Origin of the sequence: Streptomyces sp. NPDC005496, from assembly GCF_042872045.1 — a bacterium.
In the GTDB taxonomy this organism is placed as follows: domain Bacteria; phylum Actinomycetota; class Actinomycetes; order Streptomycetales; family Streptomycetaceae; genus Streptomyces.
The window spans coordinates 576,364-594,967 of the sequence record NZ_JBIAJQ010000005.1 but is presented as its reverse complement, the minus strand read 5'-3'; the positions used below and the strand labels follow the sequence as shown (position 1 = coordinate 594,967).

General features: G+C 74.3%; 11 protein-coding genes and 2 tRNA genes. 2 read left to right on the top strand and 11 right to left on the bottom strand.

From position 1 onward, the window contains the following. Positions 1-114 precede the first annotated feature (114 nt). From ACFYQQ_RS18710 to ACFYQQ_RS18675, 8 genes are all read right to left on the bottom strand, one after another. Positions 115-2,307 carry a glycosyltransferase family 39 protein gene (locus tag ACFYQQ_RS18710; protein WP_356238127.1) on the bottom strand — a complete coding sequence of 731 codons (2,193 nt, stop codon included), beginning with the start codon at positions 2,305-2,307 and terminating at the stop codon, positions 115-117. Next, on the bottom strand, positions 2,304-3,773 hold the full coding sequence (locus tag ACFYQQ_RS18705) for a bifunctional glycosyltransferase family 2/GtrA family protein (RefSeq protein WP_356163613.1): 1,470 nt from the start codon (positions 3,771-3,773) through the stop codon (positions 2,304-2,306). Before ACFYQQ_RS18705 ends, ACFYQQ_RS18710 begins: the two co-directional genes overlap by 4 nt. A 26-nt stretch (positions 3,774-3,799) precedes the next feature. Further along, entirely contained in the window at positions 3,800-5,398 is a 1,599-nt protein-coding gene (locus tag ACFYQQ_RS18700; protein WP_388904854.1) for an ATP-binding protein, read from the bottom strand. Beyond that, a complete protein-coding gene (locus ACFYQQ_RS18695) occupies positions 5,395-6,135 on the bottom strand; it encodes a response regulator transcription factor (RefSeq protein WP_355791097.1) in 741 nt (246 codons plus the stop codon). The genes ACFYQQ_RS18700 and ACFYQQ_RS18695 overlap by 4 nt, the downstream gene beginning before the upstream one ends. 145 nt (positions 6,136-6,280) lie before the next feature. Beyond that, a complete protein-coding gene (locus ACFYQQ_RS18690) occupies positions 6,281-7,150 on the bottom strand; it encodes an amidohydrolase family protein (RefSeq protein ID WP_388904865.1) in 870 nt (289 codons plus the stop codon). 411 nt (positions 7,151-7,561) lie between these two features. Continuing rightward, positions 7,562-8,449 (bottom strand): DUF2797 domain-containing protein, encoded by an 888-nt coding sequence (locus tag ACFYQQ_RS18685; protein WP_388904853.1) that lies wholly within the window; start codon positions 8,447-8,449, stop codon positions 7,562-7,564. A 225-nt stretch (positions 8,450-8,674) separates the two neighbouring features. Continuing rightward, positions 8,675-8,747 (bottom strand) — tRNA-Arg (locus ACFYQQ_RS18680). Between the two features lie 229 nt (positions 8,748-8,976). After that, a tRNA-Ser gene (locus ACFYQQ_RS18675) sits at positions 8,977-9,067 on the bottom strand. A 157-nt stretch (positions 9,068-9,224) separates the two neighbouring features. On the opposite strand from ACFYQQ_RS18675, the gene ACFYQQ_RS18670 reads away from it, so the two are divergent. Both ACFYQQ_RS18670 and ACFYQQ_RS18665 read left to right on the top strand, forming a co-directional pair. Then, positions 9,225-9,716: an SSI family serine proteinase inhibitor gene (locus ACFYQQ_RS18670; RefSeq protein ID WP_356238123.1), complete on the top strand. Its 492-nt coding sequence runs from the start codon at positions 9,225-9,227 to the stop codon at positions 9,714-9,716. A gap of 244 nt (positions 9,717-9,960) precedes the next feature. Then, entirely contained in the window at positions 9,961-14,469 is a 4,509-nt protein-coding gene (locus ACFYQQ_RS18665; RefSeq protein ID WP_388904852.1) for a PAS domain-containing protein, read from the top strand. A gap of 110 nt (positions 14,470-14,579) precedes the next feature. Here ACFYQQ_RS18665 and ACFYQQ_RS18660 read toward each other — a convergent pair whose 3' ends face one another. From ACFYQQ_RS18660 to ACFYQQ_RS18650, 3 genes are all read right to left on the bottom strand, one after another. Beyond that, a complete protein-coding gene (locus ACFYQQ_RS18660) occupies positions 14,580-16,256 on the bottom strand; it encodes a long-chain fatty acid--CoA ligase (protein WP_355779445.1) in 1,677 nt (558 codons plus the stop codon). Positions 16,257-16,507: 251 nt separating this feature from the next. Next, positions 16,508-17,062: a SigE family RNA polymerase sigma factor gene (locus ACFYQQ_RS18655; protein WP_355779442.1), complete on the bottom strand. Its 555-nt coding sequence runs from the start codon at positions 17,060-17,062 to the stop codon at positions 16,508-16,510. A gap of 280 nt (positions 17,063-17,342) precedes the next feature. Beyond that, positions 17,343-18,590, bottom strand: coding sequence for a DUF1906 domain-containing protein (locus tag ACFYQQ_RS18650; RefSeq protein WP_355779440.1), 1,248 nt, complete (start codon positions 18,588-18,590; stop codon positions 17,343-17,345). Positions 18,591-18,604: the final 14 nt, after the last annotated feature.

Genomic DNA, 18,604 nt, shown 5'->3' with positions numbered 1-18,604 from the left:
GACCCACACGTTGTAACGGTTCCGTGCGCCTAACAAGGATTTTCCGGGGGGGGGGGGGGGGGGGGGGGGGGGGGGGGGCGCGGCCCCCGCCCCCCCGCCGCGCCGGACGTACGGTCAGCCGCCGCTCTTCGGCTGCGTCAGGTCGTAGAAGGTGGCCGAACCGGCCGTCACCTTCGTGTAGTTGGCTTCGACCCAGGTGGTGATCGCGGACGCGGAGCCGGAGTTGCCGCCACCGCCGCCCATGCCGCCCGAGACGAAGTAGTGGATCCTCCCGTCGCGGACGTACTTCTTGAACTGGGCGAGGGTCGGGGACGGATCGCTCCCGTTGAAGCCGCCGATCGCCATCACCGGCTCGCCGGTGGCGAGTTGGTAGCTGGCGCCGTTCTGGGAACCGATGGTCGCCGCCACCCAGGTGTACCGGTCGGCGTCCGCCGTCAGCAGCTTCCTGGCCTCGGCGCCCACCGAGGCGCCGTCGAGCAGACCGCCCATGCCGCCGACCCCCGCACCGCGCTCGCCGGCCGCCCCGCCCTGCGGAGCCTGGCCGTTGCCCTGCGGAGCCTGGCCGCCCTGCCGGTTCGTGCCGCCGCCGGGGAAGCCGCCGGTGCCACCCGCAGGGGGCTGCCCCATGCCGCCGCCCGGCCGGCCCGCGCCGTCCTGCCGGTTCTGGCCGGGCATCCCGCCGTCCGGCCGACCCGCGCCGCCGGGACCGCCGCCCCGGCCGCCCATCATGCTCGCCCCGGCCGGACCGGCCGTCACGATGGAGCCCGAGTGCCCGGTGCCGACCGTGCTGAGGGTGTACGCCGCCGGTCCCGCGAGCGCCGCCGCGACGCTCAGCGCGGCCGTCGCCAGGGCGAGCCGGCGGCCGAGGCGGGTCACGAAGACGAGCCCCAGCGCGCCGGTCAGGCCGCCGACCAGCACGAGCCACTTCAGCCAGGGCAGGTGGTCCGGGGTCCGGTCGAGCAGGACGTAGCCCCAGACCGCCGTCGCGGTGGCCGAGGCGGCGAGCGCGAGCGAGGCCCCGATCCTGCCCCGCTCCTCCCACAGCACCGTCGCGCCCATGCCGGCCACCGCCGCGATGTACGGGGCCAGGGCCACCGTGTAGTACTGGTGGAAGATGCCGGCCATGTAGCTGAAGACGAGCGCGGTCATGAGCAGCGCGCCGCCCCAGGCGAGGAAGGAACCGCGGGCCAGGTCGGTCCGCCCGGTCCTGCGGGTCAGCCACAGGCCCGCGACGAGCAGGATCAGCGCGGCGGGCAGCAGCCAGGAGATCTGGCCGCCGATCTCGGAGTTGAACATCCGGTCCCAGCCGGTCTCACCCCACTGCCCGGTGCCGCCACCGCCGCCACCGCCCCCGACGCTGCCGGTCTCGTCGCCGTTGATACGGCCCAGGCCGTTGTAGCCGAAGGTCAGTTCCAGGAAGGAGTTGTTCTGCGAGCCGCCGATGTACGGGCGGGAGGAGGCGGGCCACAGCTCGACGACCGCGACCCACCAGCCACCGGAGACGACCAGCGCGAGCGTGGCCAGGGCGAGCTGCCCGAGCCGCTTCCTCAGCCGCACCGGCCCGCAGACCGCGTACAGGACGGCCAGCGGCGGCAGGATCAGGAACGCCTGGAGGGTCTTCGTCAGGAAGGCGAGACCGACCGCGACGCCCGCCCAGACCAGCCACTTGGTACGGCCGTCCTCCAGGGCGCGGATCACGCAGTACACCGTGACGGTCATCAGCAGCGCGAGCAGCGCGTCCGGGTTGTTGAACCGGAACATCAGCGCGGCGACGGGGGTCAGCGCGAGCACCGCGCCCGCGATCAGACCGGCCGCCGGGGAGAACCGGCGCCGCACGGCCGCGTAGAGCACGCCGACCGTGGCGACGCCCATCAGCACCTCGGGCACGAGGATCGCCCACGAGCCCAGGCCGAACAGCCGCACCGACAGGGCCATCGGCCACAGCGCGGCCGGCGGCTTGTCGACGGTGATCGCGTTGGCGGCGTCGAGCGAGCCGAAGAAGAACGCCTTCCAGCTCTGGCTGCCGGCCTGGACGGCCGCGGAGTAGAAGGAGTTGGCGTAACCGGAGGCGCTCAGGTTCCAGAGGTAGAGCAGACCGGTGACCAGGAGCAGCGCGAGGAGGGCCGGGCGCGCCCAGCGCGGGTCCTCGGGGCGTCCGCGCCACAGCCGTCCCGGGAGGCGCCCGCGGGGCGCTCCGGCCCCGGGGGCCGCCTGGTGCCGTCCGGCGGGACCGTCCGCCGGGGCCGTGGCGGGCGGTCCCCAGGAGGGGTCGGCCCCCTGCGCGGTCGTGTCGGGCTGAGTCGTCATCGTGCGTTCCTCGGATCGTGGTCGTGCGGGCGCACCGGCCGCAGCTGCACGGTCGCGTCCCCCCGGGTGGCGTCCGCGGCGTCGCCGGCGCGGAACTCTGTGGTGTCGTACGAAGAGCGGCGCGCCGTCGGGAGCTGCGGCAGCGGCGCCTCGGTGTACGGCCGCACCGCTGTGGAGTGCGCGGGCGGGGCCGGTCGGCGCGAGGGCGCGACCGTGGAGGCGGGCTCGTCGCGGTCCGGGAACACCCACGCCCGGAAGAGCAGGAACCGCAACACCGTCGCCGCGAGGTTGGCGGCCACCAGGACCGCCAGTTCCGTGGAGTGGGCGGGCTCGGACGCCGCCGCGTCCAGGGCGGCGAGCGAACCGCTGGTGAGGGCCAGCCCGATGCCGAACACCACCAGGCCCTGGGCCTGATGACGTACGGCGCGGTCCCGGCCGCGCACGCCGAAGGTCAGCCGCCGGTTCGCCGCGGTGTTCGCCACCGCGGAGACCAGCAGCGCGAGCGCGTTGGCGGCCTGCGGGCCCGAGACGGCCCGGAAACCGGAGTACAGCAGCAGGTAGAACAGCGTGGACAGGACGCCCACCACGCAGAAGCCGACCAGCTGACGGGCGAGCCCGCGCGGCACGCCGGTCAGCTCCCGGTCGCGCGGGTCGTCCCCGAAGGGCCGCGCGAGCCGGTCCAGCGGCAGCGAACCGGTGGCCAGGGCCCGGCCCACCCGCCACACGCCCCTGAGGTCGTCCGTGGCCGTCCGGACGATGTGCACCGTCGAGTCCGGGTCGTCGACCCAGTCGACCGGCACCTCGTGGATGCGCAGCCCGGCCCGCTCGGCCAGTACCAGCATCTCGGTGTCGAAGAACCAGCCGGTGTCCTCCACCAGCGGCAGCAGCGCCTGGGCGACATCGCGCCGGATCGCCTTGAAGCCGCATTGCGCGTCCGAGAAGCGGGCCTGGAGCGAGCCGCGCAGGATCAGGTTGTAGGAGCGGCTGATGAACTCCCGCTTGGCGCCGCGCACCACCCGCGAGGAGCGGGCGAGCCGGGAGCCGATCGCCAGGTCGGAGTGGCCCGAGATCAGCGGGGCGACCAGCGGCAGCAGGGCGTTGAGGTCGGTGGACAGGTCCACGTCCATGTACGCGAGGACCGGGGCGTCCGAGGCGGACCAGACGGTACGCAGCGCCCGGCCGCGGCCCTTCTGCTCCAGGCGGAAGGACCTGACCTCCGCGATCTCCGACTCCAGCCGCGCGGCCACCAGCGGTGTGGAGTCCGTGGAGGCGTTGTCCGCGATCGTGATGCGGAACGCGTAGGGGAAGGTGCGCGCGAGGTGCTCGTGCAGCCGTCGCACACACGGCTGGAGGTCCTTCTCCTCGTTGTAGACGGGGACCACTACGTCCAGGACAGGCGTACCGGCGGTTCCGGCCGGGAGGTGCTCCCGCGCCGGCAGGCTGCCGGGAGAAGAGTCGGTTCGCATGTCGACGACATTCGTCAACCGCCCTGTTACGCCCGTGTGGTGGCGCTGTGCTGTGCCTGTGAGTACGTCCGCGGTCCCGTCCCGACGGCGAGCGCGGGCAGGTGCACCGTGAACACGGTCCGGCCGGGGACGCTGTCGACGGTCACGCCGCCGCCGTGCGCGGACACGACGGCCTGCACGATGGCCAGCCCCAGCCCCGTCGAGCCCGAGGCACGGGAGCGGGAGGAGTCGCCGCGCGCGAACCGCTCGAAGACCCGGGGCAGCAGGTCCTCGGGGATGCCGGGCCCGTCGTCCTGGACGTCCACGCACAGCCACGGCCCGTGCCGGTGCACCCGCGCGGTGACCGTCGTGCCGGGCGGGGTGTGGGTGCGGGCGTTGGCGAACAGGTTGACCAGGACCTGCTGGAGCCGGGCGGCGTCCGCCGGGACCAGGGCCGGTTCGTCGGGCAGCTCCAGGCGCCAGTCGTGGTCGCGTCCGGCCGCCCGGGCGTCGCTCACCGCGTCCACGACGAGCGGCACCAGGTCGGTCTGCTCGTACTGGAGCGGGCGCCCCGCGTCCAGGCGTGCGAGCAGCAGCAGGTCCTCCACGAGGAGCGTCATGCGCCCGGCCTCGGACTCGATCCGGCCGAGCGCGTGCCGGGTGTCGGGCCCGGTCCGCTCCCGCCCGCGCCGGGTCAGTTCGGCGTACCCGCGGATGGAGGCGAGCGGCGTGCGCAGCTCGTGGCTGGCGTCCGCGACGAACTGCCGTACGCGCGTCTCGCTCTGCTGGCGCGCGTGCAGGGCGTCGTGGACGTGGTCGAGCATCCGGTTCAGCGCGGCGCCGACCTGGCCGACCTCGGTGCGCGGGTCGGCCTCGGACTCCGGGACCCGCTCGTAGAGGGTCACCTCGCCGCTGTGCAGGGGGAGTTCGGAGACCCGGGTGGCGGTGGAGGCGACCCGGCGCAGCGGACGCAGGGCGACCCCGACGAGCACGGACCCGGCGATGCCGGCGGCGACGAGACCGGCGGTGGTGACGCTGACCTCGACGAGGACGAGGGTGTGGACCGTGCCGGTGACGGAGGCGGTGGGCAGCGCGACGTAGAAGGTGCCGCGGTTGCCGTCCATGTACTTGACGCGGTACTCGCCGAGTCCCGGTAGGTCCAGGGTGTGCTCGCCGGTCTTCGGGACGGAGGCGAGCGCCGCCTTCTGCGCCTGGGTGAGGTTCTTGGTGGTCATCCGGAAGGCCTCGTTCGCGGAGGCCTCCCTCTCTTTGGTGACGACCGCCCTGGAGATCCCACCGTCGTCACCCACCTGGGCGACGACGGTGTCCGCCTGCGTGCCGCCCTTGGTGGCGAAGCCGAAGGGGTCGTCGGGCAGCACGGGCCGGCCCGCGGAGTCCCGGGGCACGGCGTCCCGCGGCGGATCGCCGTCCCTGTTCTTCGGCCCGCCGGTCGCCCGCATGCCGACCTCGGTGACCTGGTCGTCCAGCTGCCGGTCCAGGTGCTCGGCCAGCGCGATCGTGGTCACCGTGCCCATGACGGCGCACACCACCGCGATGAGCGCGACCGCCGAGACGACGAGCCGCGTCCGCAGCGTCCGCGGCCGGGCGGCCCGCCGCTGCCTCCGCGGCCGTCGTCGCCCGCTCACGACACCGCGGGCTTGATCAGGTAACCGGCACCGCGCCGGGTGTGGATCATCGGCTCGCGGCCCACGTCGATCTTCCGCCGCAGGTACGAGATGTACAGCTCGACGACGTTGGCCTGGCCGCCGAAGTCGTACGACCACACGCGGTCGAGTATCTGCGCCTTGCTCAGCACCCGGCGCGGATTGCGCATCAGGAACCGCAGCAGCTCGAACTCGGTGGCCGTGAGCTGGATGTTCTCGCCGCCCCGGGCCACCTCGTGGCTGTCCTCGTCCAGGGTGAGGTCCCCGACGACGAGCACCGATTCGCTGCGCCGGTCGGCGGCACCGGAGCGGCGGATCAGCCCGCGCAGCCGCGCCACGACCTCTTCGAGGCTGAACGGCTTGGTGACGTAGTCGTCGCCGCCCGCGGTCAGCCCGGCGATACGGTCCTCCACGGCGTCCTTGGCCGTCAGGAAGAGCACCGGCACGTCGGGCAGGTCCCGGCGCAGCCGGCCGAGCACCGCGAGGCCGTCCATGTCGGGCAGCATCATGTCGAGCACCACGGCGTCGGGCCGGAACTCCCGTGCGGTCTGCACCGCTCCGTGTCCGTCACCCGCGCTGCGGATCTGCCAGCCCTCGTAGCGCAGGGCCATGGACAGCAGCTCGGTGATCGACAACTCGTCGTCCACCACCAGCACTCGGACGGGGCTCCCGTCCGGCCTCAGCAGTTCGGTGCGCCCCTGGGGCGAGGTCGTGGTCATAGCGGACACATTGCTGGGCGCCGCTGAGAGCATCCTTTCGGGAACCTGTGATTTGCCTGAGAAACCCACAGCCGCCTCTCAGGGAACGCCCACGACCCGTACGCCGCAAGGGCGGTGGCCGCATGTCCGCCGGGCCGGTACGACCTCAGCCCGCCGCCGGGAGCCCGAACAGCCGGGCCCCGTTGTCGTGGCAGACGGCCCGCAGCCAGTCGTCGCCGAGCCCGAGCCGCTCCAGGGCGTGCAGCTGATCGACGTAGGGATACGGGATGTTGGGGAAGTCGGTCCCGAGCAGGACCCGGTCCCCGAGACCGGCGAGCCGGGACAGCGCCCGCCGGGGGAACGGCGCGAGCCGCTCGCTGAAGCCGGTGAACGCCATCGTCGTGTCGAGCCGCACCTCGCCGTACCGCTCCGCGAGCCCGAGGAAGTCCTCGTACTCGGGCATGCCGAGATGCGCGACGACGAGCCGCAGCCGCGGGTGCCTGGCGAGGACGTCCCCGACCGGTCCCGGCCCGGTGTGCTTGCCCGGCGCGGGCCCGGAGCCGCAGTGCGCGACGACCGGGACGCCCGCCTCGGCGAGCAGCCCCCACACGGGGTCCAGGAGCGGGTCGCCGGGGTCGTACGCCCCCACCTGCACGTGCGCCTTGAAGACCCGCGCCCCGGCGTCGAGGGCCTCCCGCACGTACGCCTCGACGCCCGGCTCGGGGAACAGGGTCGCCGTGTGCAGGCAGTCGGGGGTGCGGCGGGCGAAGTCGGCGGCCCAGCCGTTGAGCCAGCGGGCCATGCCGGGCTTGTGCGGGTAGAGCATCGCGGTGAAGGCACGGGCGCCGAACGCCCGCAGGACGGCGAGCCGTTCCTCCTCGCCGGCGCGGTAGGTGATGGGCCACTCGACGCCACCGGTGAGCGGCCCGAGCCCGTCGAAGTAGCTCCAGACCTTGCGCAGCACCCGCTCGGGCATGAAGTGCGTGTGCACGTCGACGAGCCCGGGCAGCCCGAGCCGCGCCCAGAACGCCCGCACGTCGGCGGTGCCCGGGTCGGCGACGGTACCGGGAGGGGTGCCCTGTGCGCCGACGTCCCCGGCGTCACCGGGCTCTCCGGTACCGGTGTCCCGGGGGTGCCCGTCGCCCGGGCCGATGTCCCGGGGGTGCTCGGGGTTCGGGCCGGTGCCCCGGGGGTGCCCGACGTCCGGGCCGGTGTCCCGAGGGTGCCCGGCGTCGGGGGCGGTACCGGTGCCGGTGCCGGTGGACGCTCCGTCAGGCCCGCTCGCGGCGCGGTGATCGCTCATGCCCGCCACTCTCCGTCCGGACGGCCGCCGGCGTCCAGCGGCAAGCGGGGAGATCCCTGGCGCCGCCGGGCTCTCCGGTACCGGTGTCCCGGGAGTGCCCGGCATCCGGGCCGGTGTCCGGGGTGCCCGGCGTAGGGGCCGCCGTCAGAAGAGCCCGTCCTGTACGCCGGATGCGGCGCGCCTCGACTCCCGTACGGGGAAGGCGGGCCGGTCGTCCCCGCCGGCGGAGGTCAGCTCCCAGCCGGGCATCAGGCGGGTGTCGAGCACGACGACCCCGCGCCCGGTCGCGAGATGCAGATCGGGACCGGCGGCGGCCAGCAGCTCACCGCTCACGGCGCACCCCGCGGCCAGCTCGCTCACCACGCCCTCGGCGGGCGGCAGTCCGGTGAGCCCGAACACATCCGTGTGGTCGACGGGCTCGAACGGCATGCGCTCCAGGGACTCGGGCCACCCGTCGAGCAGGCCCGCCCGGGCGTGCAGCTCGGCGATCTCGGCCACCCGCTCCACGCCCCCGGCGCCCGTCCCGGACAGCACGCCGCGCACCTCCCGCTTGTCGGCGTACGGGATCCGGTCGGGCACCCGCAGCGCGGCCCGCAGCAGTTCCTCGGCCCGCCGGGAGGCCATCAGCGGGCCGCGGCCCAGCCAGCTGAAGGTGACGGCGCCCTGCTCCAACAGCCGTGCGGAGCCCCGCTCGACGCCGGTGATCCCCACCTTGACCAGGCCGGGCCCGAACCACGCCAGGTAGACGTGGTACGGCCGCGGATCGTCGGCGACGGTGTCGGCGGCCACGGAGTGCGCCCGCTCCAGCCGCGCGCACTCCTCGCACCGCGCCCCGGTGCCGCGCCCCGGCACGGCGGTGGCCCGGGGGCAGGCGTGCCCGCGCGCCCCCACGCAGGTGCGGACACCGTCCTCGGCCACCCCGAAGGCGATCCGCCCGCCCCGCGCCAGTGGGCTGACCCTTCCCCCGCCCCACACCAGCGCGGGCCCGTCGGCCCCCCACCGCAACCCCGCACAACTCCACACCCGACCCATCACCCGAGCGTAGACACCCCCACTGACAACGCCGGGTCCTGCCGTCCAGGGCCGCCCTCCCTGCCGACACCTTGAAAGAGGCGCAGTGCTCCCGGGTCCCGATGGCGTTCGCCAGGGGCAAGGCGAGGGGATCAGAACTTCACGTGCCCCTCCCGGCCCGCGCACTTCACTTCCGTCACCCCACGCAAAAGGCCCCCGGATCTCTCCGGGGGCCTTCAACCTGTGTGCACTCGGCAGGATTCGAACCTGCAACCTTCTGATCCGTAGTCAGATGCTCTATCCGTTAAGCTACGAGTGCCTGTGTGTTCTGTTGTGGTGCTCTTCCTCCCGGGCTTTTCGGCCCGGTCGGCGTTGCGGGAACAACATTACATGACTGGCGCCGTGAGGCGAAATCCGTTTGTCGCACCCGACCTGACCTGCGGAAATGCCCGGATCGGGGGTGATCCGGGGGCGGAGCCGTAGGACGTCCGGGAGCTCGGGAACGACCGAAGCCCCGGTCGTGACGACCGGGGCTTCGGGATCGAGCGCGGAGGCGGAGGGATTTGAACCCTCGATGGGCTTTAAGGCCCAAACCGCATTAGCAGTGCGGCGCCATAGACCGGACTAGGCGACGCCTCCAGCACAACCACCGCGCGAGCGCGAATGGTGCGTGCAGATGATGACACAGCCGAGCGGGGTGTCACCAATCGCCCCCCACGGTACTAGGCACTCAGGCCGCAGGGCAAAGCCTTGTCGCGCGGCGCAACCACGCGGGCCGTGAGGCGTTAGTCCCGTCATGAGTCCTGTCATGTCCCGGGTCACCCTGCGCCGGCTCGCCCTCGCCGCGGCCGCCTCCGCCGCCGCGCTGTCCGCCGCCCCCGTCGCCGCGCACGCCGCACCCGTACCGCTGTCCGACCCGCTGTCGCTCCCCTTCATGCCGCCGCCCCCGGCCGCGGCGGACCAGGGCGACCACCTCGTCGTCACCGTCGACCACGCGGGCGCCGCCGACGGCAGGTACGAGCTGGACTGCCACCCGGACGGCGGCACCCATCCCGACGTGCGCGGCGCCTGCGAGAAGCTCGAACACAGCACCCGCTGGGGCAAGGACCCCTTCGCCTCCGTCCCGGAGGGCACGCTCTGCACCATGCAGTACGGCGGCCCGGCGACCGCGCACGTCACCGGCACCTGGGCCGGACGCCCCGTCGACGCGAGGTACGACCGGGGGGACGGCTGCCAGATCGGGCGGTGGAACGCGCTCGTACCGCTGCTGCCCGACGTGCGCGGGTAGCAGCGGCCCGCCCGTCCCCCCGGGGCCCGCTGTCGGCTCCCGGCGGGGGGATGTCCAAGTCATGGCCCGGAGGGGTGAAATGCGCGGTCACAGCTTCTGCGTGTCTTCTGCGTGCGACCTCCCTCTCATCCGGCATCGCGAGCGCAACCTCTGCCCGTAGACTCCCTCGCGTGACACGCTGCGGGACGGTTGGCAAGATGGCCCTCGCGGTCAGCAAGGTGCGGTAACAGGGAGGAAGCGTCTCGTGAGCAGCAGGCCATCCCGAGGCGCTGCTCGCCTCGCAGCCATACTGGACGCGCTCCCCGATGCGTTGGTGCTGGTCAACGCCAACGGGACCGTCGTCAACGCCAACACCATCGCCCTGGAGGCCTTCGAGGCCCCGGGCACGGCTCTGGTGGGCCGGGGGCTCCTCGATCTGCTGCCGCAGTTCGACTCGCGCCTGATCCCGGGCTCCATGCGGCGGCCCGAGTCCATGGACCAGAGCGGGCGCACCAAGCCGACCCGGATGGTCGCGCGGCGGACCGACGGGAGCGAGTTCCCGGTCGAGGTCACCAGTGCGAATCTGGAGAACGGCCAGCAGGCCTACGACGGCTACGGCTACACCGGCGACGAACTGCTCATGCTGGTCGTGCGCGACCTGTCGGGCACCGTCGACACCGAGGCCGAACTCGCGCGTTCGCAACGCCAGACCGAGATGATCCTGCGGGCCGCGTCCGAGGGCGTGGTGGGCACCGACACCGACGGACGGGTCGTCCTCGTCAACCCCGCCGCCGCCCAGATACTCGGCTACCGGGCCAGCGACCTCGGCGGCCAGGACCTGCACGCGCTGATCCTCCACTCGCGCGCCGACGGCGAGCCCTTCCCGTACCCCGAGTCGCCGCTCGCCGACACCCTGCGCTCCGGGCGCAAGCACCGGGTGCGCGGGCAGGTCGTGTGGTCCAAGTCCGGCGCCAAGGTCTCGGTCGACCTCACGACCGCGCCGGTGCGCGACGGGGACCAGCTCGTCGGCGCCGTGATGACGTTCACCGACCGGCGGCCCTACGACGCGCTGGCCGAGGAGAAGGAGGCCGAGGCCGCCCGCCACGGCGAGGAGCTCGAACGGATCACCGGCGAGCACGCCGAGGAGCTGGAGCGGCTGCGCGAGCGGCACACGACCGAGCTCGACGAGCTGCGCGAGCAGCACGCCGAGGACCTCGCCGCCGGCGACGACCGGTACGCGGCGCTCGCCGAGCGCGAGAAGGACCGCTTCGAGGCGCTCGCCGCCCGGCACGAGCAGCTGCTCGCCGTGCTCGGCACCTCGCTGCGCGGGCCGCTCGACCAGCTGCGCGGTGAGCTCTCGAAGCTCGCCGCCGACGACGCCGGGCAGCTGTGGCCCGAGGCCAACCAGGTGCTCCACCACCTCGCGGCGGGCTACTCGCGGATCACCACCCTGGTGGACAGCGTGCTGAGCTACCAGCGGCTGGACGCCGGCGCCGAGGGGATCACCCGGACCAACGTCATGCTCGACGCGGTCGTCGCGGCCGGTGTCGACGGCGCGGTCGAGCTGATCGGCCCCGGCCGGGTGCAGTTCGCCGTGCACGCGCCGCCCATCGAGGCCGAGGTGGACCCCGAGCGGCTCGCCACCGCGCTCGCGCATCTCGTCGCCGACGTGGCGGGAGTCGACGCGACCGGCAACGCGCCGGTGTCGGCGGGCGGTTATCTGGACAACACGGTCGTCGTGGCGGCGGCGCAGCGCGGCGAGGTCGTCCGCATCGAGGTGCGCGGCCCGTACTCCGGGGGAGACCCCGTGCACGAGCCGATCGTCCGGGGCATCGTGCGGGCGCACGGCGGGGTGCTCCAGACGCACGAGGTGCCGGGGATGAGCGGCAGCGCGTACGTCCTCGAAGTGCCGATCGGCGGGGGCGCGGGAGCGGTCGCGGCGGGATCGGTGCCGGGGACCGAGATCGCGCTGCCCGAGCAGGCCGCACAGCAGACACACGAGACACAGCAGACGCAGCAGGCACAGCAGGGGAGCGGACGGCGGAGGGCCCGGCGGTCCTCCGTCGACTCCTTCCTGGACGGCGCGGAGACCGCTCCCGACACGGGGGCGGGCACCGTCTCCGAGCCGGTGGCCCAGGACCCGGGCGCCGCGCAGCCCACCGGTCGGCGCAGGCGCCGCTCGGAAGAGGCCGCGGCACCGGCCGAGGCCGCCGTCCCGGCGCAGGGACCCGAGGACGAGGAAGCGAAGGCCGGGGCGCCCGGCGGCACGGGGCGGCGGCGCGGGCGGCCGAGCCCGGTCGAGGGTGACGCCGGGGGCGTCGCCGAGGGCGCGGTCCTCATGGCAGGCGAGCACTCCGCCGGCCAGGCCGCCGTGGGTACGGGACTCGGCGGCACCGTGCCGCCGCAGGGCGTGCCCGCCCCGTCCGGGCGACGCGCGCGCCGGGACACCGAGCAGCACGCGCTGCCGCCGGCGCTGCCCGCGGCCCAGAGCACGCCCGGGGACGCCGGTGCCGCGTCCGAGGCCCCCGACGCCCAGCCGACCGGTCGCCGCAGGCGTGCCCTGGCCGCGGCGGCGGAGCGTGCCGCGGCGCAGGAGGCGGGCGCCCGCACGGTGTTCGCGCTGCCGCCCGCCGACGCCGACCGCTCACCCGGGGACACGGCGGCCGAGGTCCCTTCCCCGCAGGGCGGCGCCTACGAGCCCGGTACTCCCGCAGTTCCCGGCGTCCTGGCGGACGAGAACCGTCACGACGTGATGGCGCACGACCCGGCCGACGACCACACCCCGCCGCAGCCGCATCCGGCGACCGCCCCGACTGGACGCCGACGCGCCCGGCGTGCCCCGGCGGAGGCGCCGGCCCCGGCCGCGCAGGGCGTCCCGGCCCAGGGCGTGCCCGCGCAGATCCCCGGGCAGGGCGTGCCGGCGGAGGGCCGGACCGCCACGCCGGGCGTACCGGCGCAGGCGGTGCCCGCGCAGGCCGTGCCCGGTCCCGTACCGGCTGCGGGTGTGCCGGAGCAGTCGGTCGCCGGGCCCGTTCCCGCGCGCCAGGGCACCGGACCGGCACCCGCCGGACGCCGGGCCCTCGGTCCGGTCGCGGCCGGCCAGTCGGTTCCCGAGCAGGGCGTCGCCGGACCGGGCGCGGTGGGTCCCGGGCAGCCGGTACCGGCGCAGGGCGTGCCCGGCGCGGCCGTGCCCGGACAGCCCGTCCCGCCGTACGGCGGCCCCGCACCGACGCCTCCCGGTCAGCCGGTCCCCGACCGGACCGCTCCGGCGGCCGGTGCCACGCCCGCCCCCGGCGTCGCGGCCCAGGCCGTGCCCGGTGCGGCGCAGAACGCTCCGGGCCCGTCCTCCGGGTCGCCCGTCGCTCCGCAGGCGTGGTCCGAGGGAGTGGACCCGGACGCCGGAGGCGGCGCTCCGCCGGCCTGGCCGGGCGGTACGGCGGCCGCCGGCGTGCCCGCGCAGGGCGCCGTACCCGAGCCGCCCCGGCCGTGGCCCGCGTCCGACGACACGTCCGGCGCCGGTCACCCCGTGCCCGCGGACGCCCAGGCACCGGCGTCACCGACACCCGCCTCGGGCACTCCGCTGCCGCCCGAGCGTCCCGTCGGACCCCGGGCCGCCCAGCCGCTGCCCGCCGAGGCCGCGGCGCCGGTCGACCCGAACTCGACGCAGGGGCGCGCCTTCAGCGTGCGGACGCTCGGGCAGGGCGTGCCGTTCAGCCGCCAGGCCGCACCGGCCCAGCCGGTCCCCCAGCAGCTCCCGGCGCAGCCCGGGTCGCAGACGCCCACGCCTCCCCCGCACCAGACCAACGGTTCGGGACGTCGCCGCAAGCTCGGCACGCGTCCCGAGCCCGCCGTGGAGCGCCCGGAGACCGGGGCCCGTCCGCACCCGCACACCGGCCAGTCCCGTCCCGCCGGAGGCACCGAGGGAGCCGGCCGCTCGTACGCCATAGGAGCCCCGGACCGGGACGCCGACGAGGGGCCCGAGCCGCTCGACGGGCCCGGTGGCGCCGTCGAGGTGGCCGACCAGCCGCAGCCTCGGCCCATGGACGACGAGCTGCCCCCGGAGCCGCTGGACAACCCTCGGCGGCTGCTCGTGTGGCCGGCGCCCGACGTGACGACCCAGCAGGCGCTCAGCGACCGCGGCTACCGTCCCGTCATCGTGCACTCGCGCGAGGAGGTCGACGCGCAGATCGCCGCCTTCCCGGCCGCGCTGTTCGTGGACCCGCTCACCGGTCCGATCACCCGCACCGCGCTCCAGTCGCTGCGTCAGGCGGCCGTCGCCGCCGAGGTGCCCGTCCTGGTGACGGCGGGACTCGGGCAGGCGACGCGCGAGGCTGCGTACGGAGCCGACCCGGCCGTCCTGCTGAAGGCGCTCGCCCCACGCGACTCGGAGCAGCACCCGCCGCGTGTGCTGCTCATCGAGGAGCACGGGGAGATCGCGCTGGCGCTCACCGCGACGCTGGAGCGGCGCGGGATGCAGGTCGCGCGGGCCGCGTCCGACGAGGACGCGGTGACGCTGGCGGCGCAGATGCGGCCGAACCTCGTGGTGATGGACCTGATGCAGGTACGGCGCCGGCGGGCCGGAATCGTGGACTGGCTGCGGGCGAACGGGCAGTTGAACCGCACGCCGCTCGTCGTCTACACCGCGGCCGTCGACCAGACCGAGCTTCCGCGGCTGGCCGCGGGGGAGACGGTGCTGTTCCTCGCCGAGCGGTCGACCAGCGCCGAGGTGCAGGACCGGATCGTGGACCTGCTGGCCCGCATCGGCACGAACTGAGCACCGGGACACACGGGTTGGGGCGCTGTTTCACGTGAAACAGCGCCCCGGTCCCGCAGGTCCCGCCCGATGTCGTCGTGCCGGTCGGCGGAGAAGGTCCGCCGTGACCGTCAGAGCTGTGTGACGTCCAGGTCTCCCGCCGCGTACTTCCTGCGGAGGACCTTCTTGTCGAACTTGCCGACGCTCGTCTTCGGCACCGCCTCGATGATCGTCCAGCGCTCCGGGAGCTGCCACTTGGCGATCTTGCCCTCGTCGGCGAGGAACGCCCGCAGGGTGGAGAAGTCGGCGGTGGATCCCTCCTTCAGCACGACCGTGGCGAGCGGGCGTTCGCCCCACTTCTCGTCCGGTACGGCGACCACGGCGGCCTCGGCGACGTCGGGGTGGGACATGAGGGCGTTCTCCAGGTCGACCGAGGAGATCCACTCGCCGCCCGACTTGATGACGTCCTTGGCCCGGTCGGTGAGGGTCAGGAAGCCGTCGGAGCTGATCGTGCCGACGTCACCGGTCTTGAGCCAGCCGTCCTCGCTGAACTTGTCGGCGGGGCGCAGCACCTCGGCGCCCTGTCCGCCGTAGTACGCGCCCGCGATCCACGGCCCGCGCACCTCCAGTTCGCCCGCGGACTCGCCGTCCCAGGGGAGCCGTTCGCCGCCGGGGCCGGTGAGGCGTGCCTCGACGCCGGACGGGAAGCGCCCCTGGGTCAGGCGGTAGGCGAACTCCTCGTCCGTGCCGACGACATGGGCCGGCGGACGCGCCACCGTGCCCAGCGGGGAGGTCTCCGTCATGCCCCAGGCGTGGCAGACCCGCATGCCCAGCTCGTCGAAGGCCTCCATGAGCGAGGGCGGACAGGCCGATCCGCCGATGGTGACCTGCGTCAGGGAGCTGACGTCCCGCGGCTTGGCGTGCAGTTCGGCGAGCAGCCCCTGCCAGATGGTGGGGACGGCCGCGGCGTGCGTCGGTCGCTCGCTCTCGATCATCTCGGCGAGCGGGGCCGGCTGGAGGAAGCGGTCCGGCATCAGCATGTTGACGCCGGTCATGAACGTGGCGTGCGGCAGGCCCCAGGCGTTGACGTGGAACTGCGGGACCACGACGAGGGAGGTGTCCTCGTCGGTGAGACCCATCGACTGGGCCATGCAGACCTGCATGGAGTGCAGGTAGATCGACCGGTGCGAGTAGACGACGCCCTTGGGGTCGCCGGTGGTCCCGGAGGTGTAGCACATGGCGGCGGCCGTGCGCTCGTCCAGCTCGGGCCAGTCGTAGTCGGTCGGCTTGCCCTCGAGCAGCTCCTCGTACTCGTGCACCTGCGCGCTCGTGCCCGAGAGCAGGGAGCGGTCGCCGGGGCCGGAGACCACGATGTGCTCGACCGTCGGCAGCTGGGGGAGGAGCGGCGCGAGGAGCGGGAGCAGCGAGCCGTTGGCGATGATCACGCGGTCGGCGGCGTGGTTGACGATGAAGACCAGCTGCTCCGCGGGCAGGCGGAGGTTCAGCGTGTGCAGCACCGCGCCCATGGACGGGATCGCGAAGTACGCCTCGACGTGCTCGGCGTTGTTCCACATCAGCGTCGCCACGCGGTCGTCGCCCGTGATGCCGAGGTCCTCGCGGAGCGCGTGCGCGAGCTGCGCCGTCCGGTCGCCGATCTCGGCGTAGGAGCGGCGCTGCGGTGCGCCCTCACCGGTCCAGGTGGTCACCTGCGACGTCCCGTGGACGCGTGCCCCGTGGGTCACGATCCTCGAAATCAGCAGCGGTACGTCCTGCATCGTGCTCAGCACGGCGTCCTCCCGGGGCGACATTGCCTGCGCGGTAGTCATAAGGGTTGCGCTGATTCTGCGCACATACCGCGCGGTATGTCACTAGTTCCGGGTGATCGATCAGGCGGCGTCTCCCACGAATGCCGTGGCTGCCGCGCCGGTGAGGTGCCCGGGGCGGTGCGCCGGCCGCTCCCCGGGGTGCTCGAACGGGCGGGCGGACGGCACCGGGTGCGTACCGCGGGGCCCGTGCCGACGCCTCCTGGGACAGGAGGGGGACGTGGGACCGGCGGCCCTCAGCGCACGGGGCTCAGCTCGGGGTCCTCGCGCAGTTTGCCCAGGGCGCGCGACACGGCCGACTTGACCGTGCCGACGGAGACGCCGAGCACCTCCGCCGTCTGCGCCTCGCTCAGGTCCTCGTAGTACCGCAGGACGACCATCGCCCGCTGCCGGGCCGGCAGTTTCGTGATAGCCCGCCACATCGCGTCGTGGAGCGCCTGCTGCTCGGCCGGGTCGGCGGCGGGCAGGCCCTCCGGCTCCGGCAGCTCGTCGCACGCGAACTCGTCCACCTTGCGCTTGCGCCACTGCGACGTCCGCGTGTTCAGCAGCGCCCGCCGCACGTAACCGTCCAGCGCCCGGTGGTCCTCGATCCGCTCCCAGGCCACGTACGTCTTGGCCAGCGCGGTCTGCAGCAGGTCCTCGGCGTCGCACGGGTTCGCGGTGAGCGACCGGGCGGTGCGCAGCAGCACCGGCTGACGGGCCTTCACGTACGACGAGAACGACGGGTACGGAAGGGTCTGCCTCGCTGACGTGACGGCGTTCGAAGCGCTGGTGCAGACGGGTGTGGTCATGGCTCCACGCTAGGAGCGGCCCCCGTTCCGCGGATCGGCCGCAGGTCCCGAAGGCATGTCCGCCTCAGGTTGTAGGAGGGGGGCGGGCCCCACCTCCTGAAGGTGGACGAGCGGGGCCCGCCCCCTCAGGGTCCGTCCCTGAGGTGCCCGACGCGGGGGTACCGCGACCGGCCCGCACGGACCCGTCCCGCGCGCGCATCCCGGGCGCACGGGCGCTCGCCCGGGGCGGGCGGTACCCGGCGCCCCTCCCGGCCTTGCGAGCCCGCCGGGTTCCTCCCCGTCAGCCGACGCGGGCGACCGGCGCGTCCATGGCGTTCCGGTCGATGAGGACGGTGCGGCCCCCGTGCCGTTCCCTCACGTTGCCCGCGTACTGGTGGATCCGCCCCTTCGGCCAGGCGCCCCGGGCCAGCACCGGCTCCTTGGCCAGCTGCGGCTTCACCCGCCAGCGCGCGAACCAGATCACCGACGGCAGGTCCTTCACCCCGGCCCGCCGAGCGGTCTCCATGTGCTTCACGCCCGTGGACGCGCTGCTGTAGAAGCCGGGCAGATAACCCCGGGCGCGCACCTCGCGGTTGAAACCTCGGACGAACTTCAGCGTCGAGGCGGCGCACTTCTTGTCATGGTGGTTGTACGCCTCCACGTCCAGGTAGAGCGGGCTGCCCTGCTGGATCCCGATCGCCTTCGCCCGGCGCACCGCGTCGGCGGCCTCGGTCTTCCCGCGCTGCCAGGGGTGGCGCCCGACGGTCACGTTCCGCTTGGAACTGCCGGTCACGCAGTTGGACTGCGACCCCACGTACAGCGGGAGGACCTTCCAGCCCTGCTTCTTCACCGTCTTCATCCAGCCGTGCGTCAGCAGCGGCTGGTGGGGGCAGGCCCGGCCGCGGCCGCCGAAGTAGACGCCCACCGCGCGGTAGCGGGAGGCCAGCCAGCGGCGCATCGTGTCCGCCGACTGCGTGTGGCAGGTGTCGAAGGCCCAGCCCTTGAACCGGGGGGCCGCGCTCGGCCGCCGCCGCTGCTCCGGTTCGCGCCGCTGCTCCTCCCGCTCCCGCCGGGGCCGCGTCTCCTGTCCCGGCTCCCGCACGGGGGCCGGGTCCGGATCGGCCGCCTCCCAGTCCTCCCGGTCTTCCCCGTCCTCCCTGTCCTCCCTGTCCTCCCTGTCCTCCCTGTCCTCCCACGACCCCTGGTCCTCCCAGGCGTCCTGGTCCTCCACGTCGCCCGGGGCCTCGTCCCGCCGCTCACCGGGCTCGACCGGCTCGACGTCCGGGTCGGCCTCGAAGGCGGCGGCCGCCGCGTCGGCCGCGTCCTGCGGACCGAGCTCGCCGGCCGGCTCCGGGTGGACGCCGTCCGGTCCCGCTTCCAGGGCGGAGAGCTCGGGACCGTGGCCGGCCGGTTCCGGACCGGGGCCCGCCGGTTGCGCGCCGGACGCCGGGGCTCCCGCCAGCAGGAGCAGCGTCAGGCTCAGGACGACGGCGACCCGGGGGCCGCGCTGGTGGACGCTGTGACTCCGATGACGTCTGTGACGATACATACGATGAGTGAACA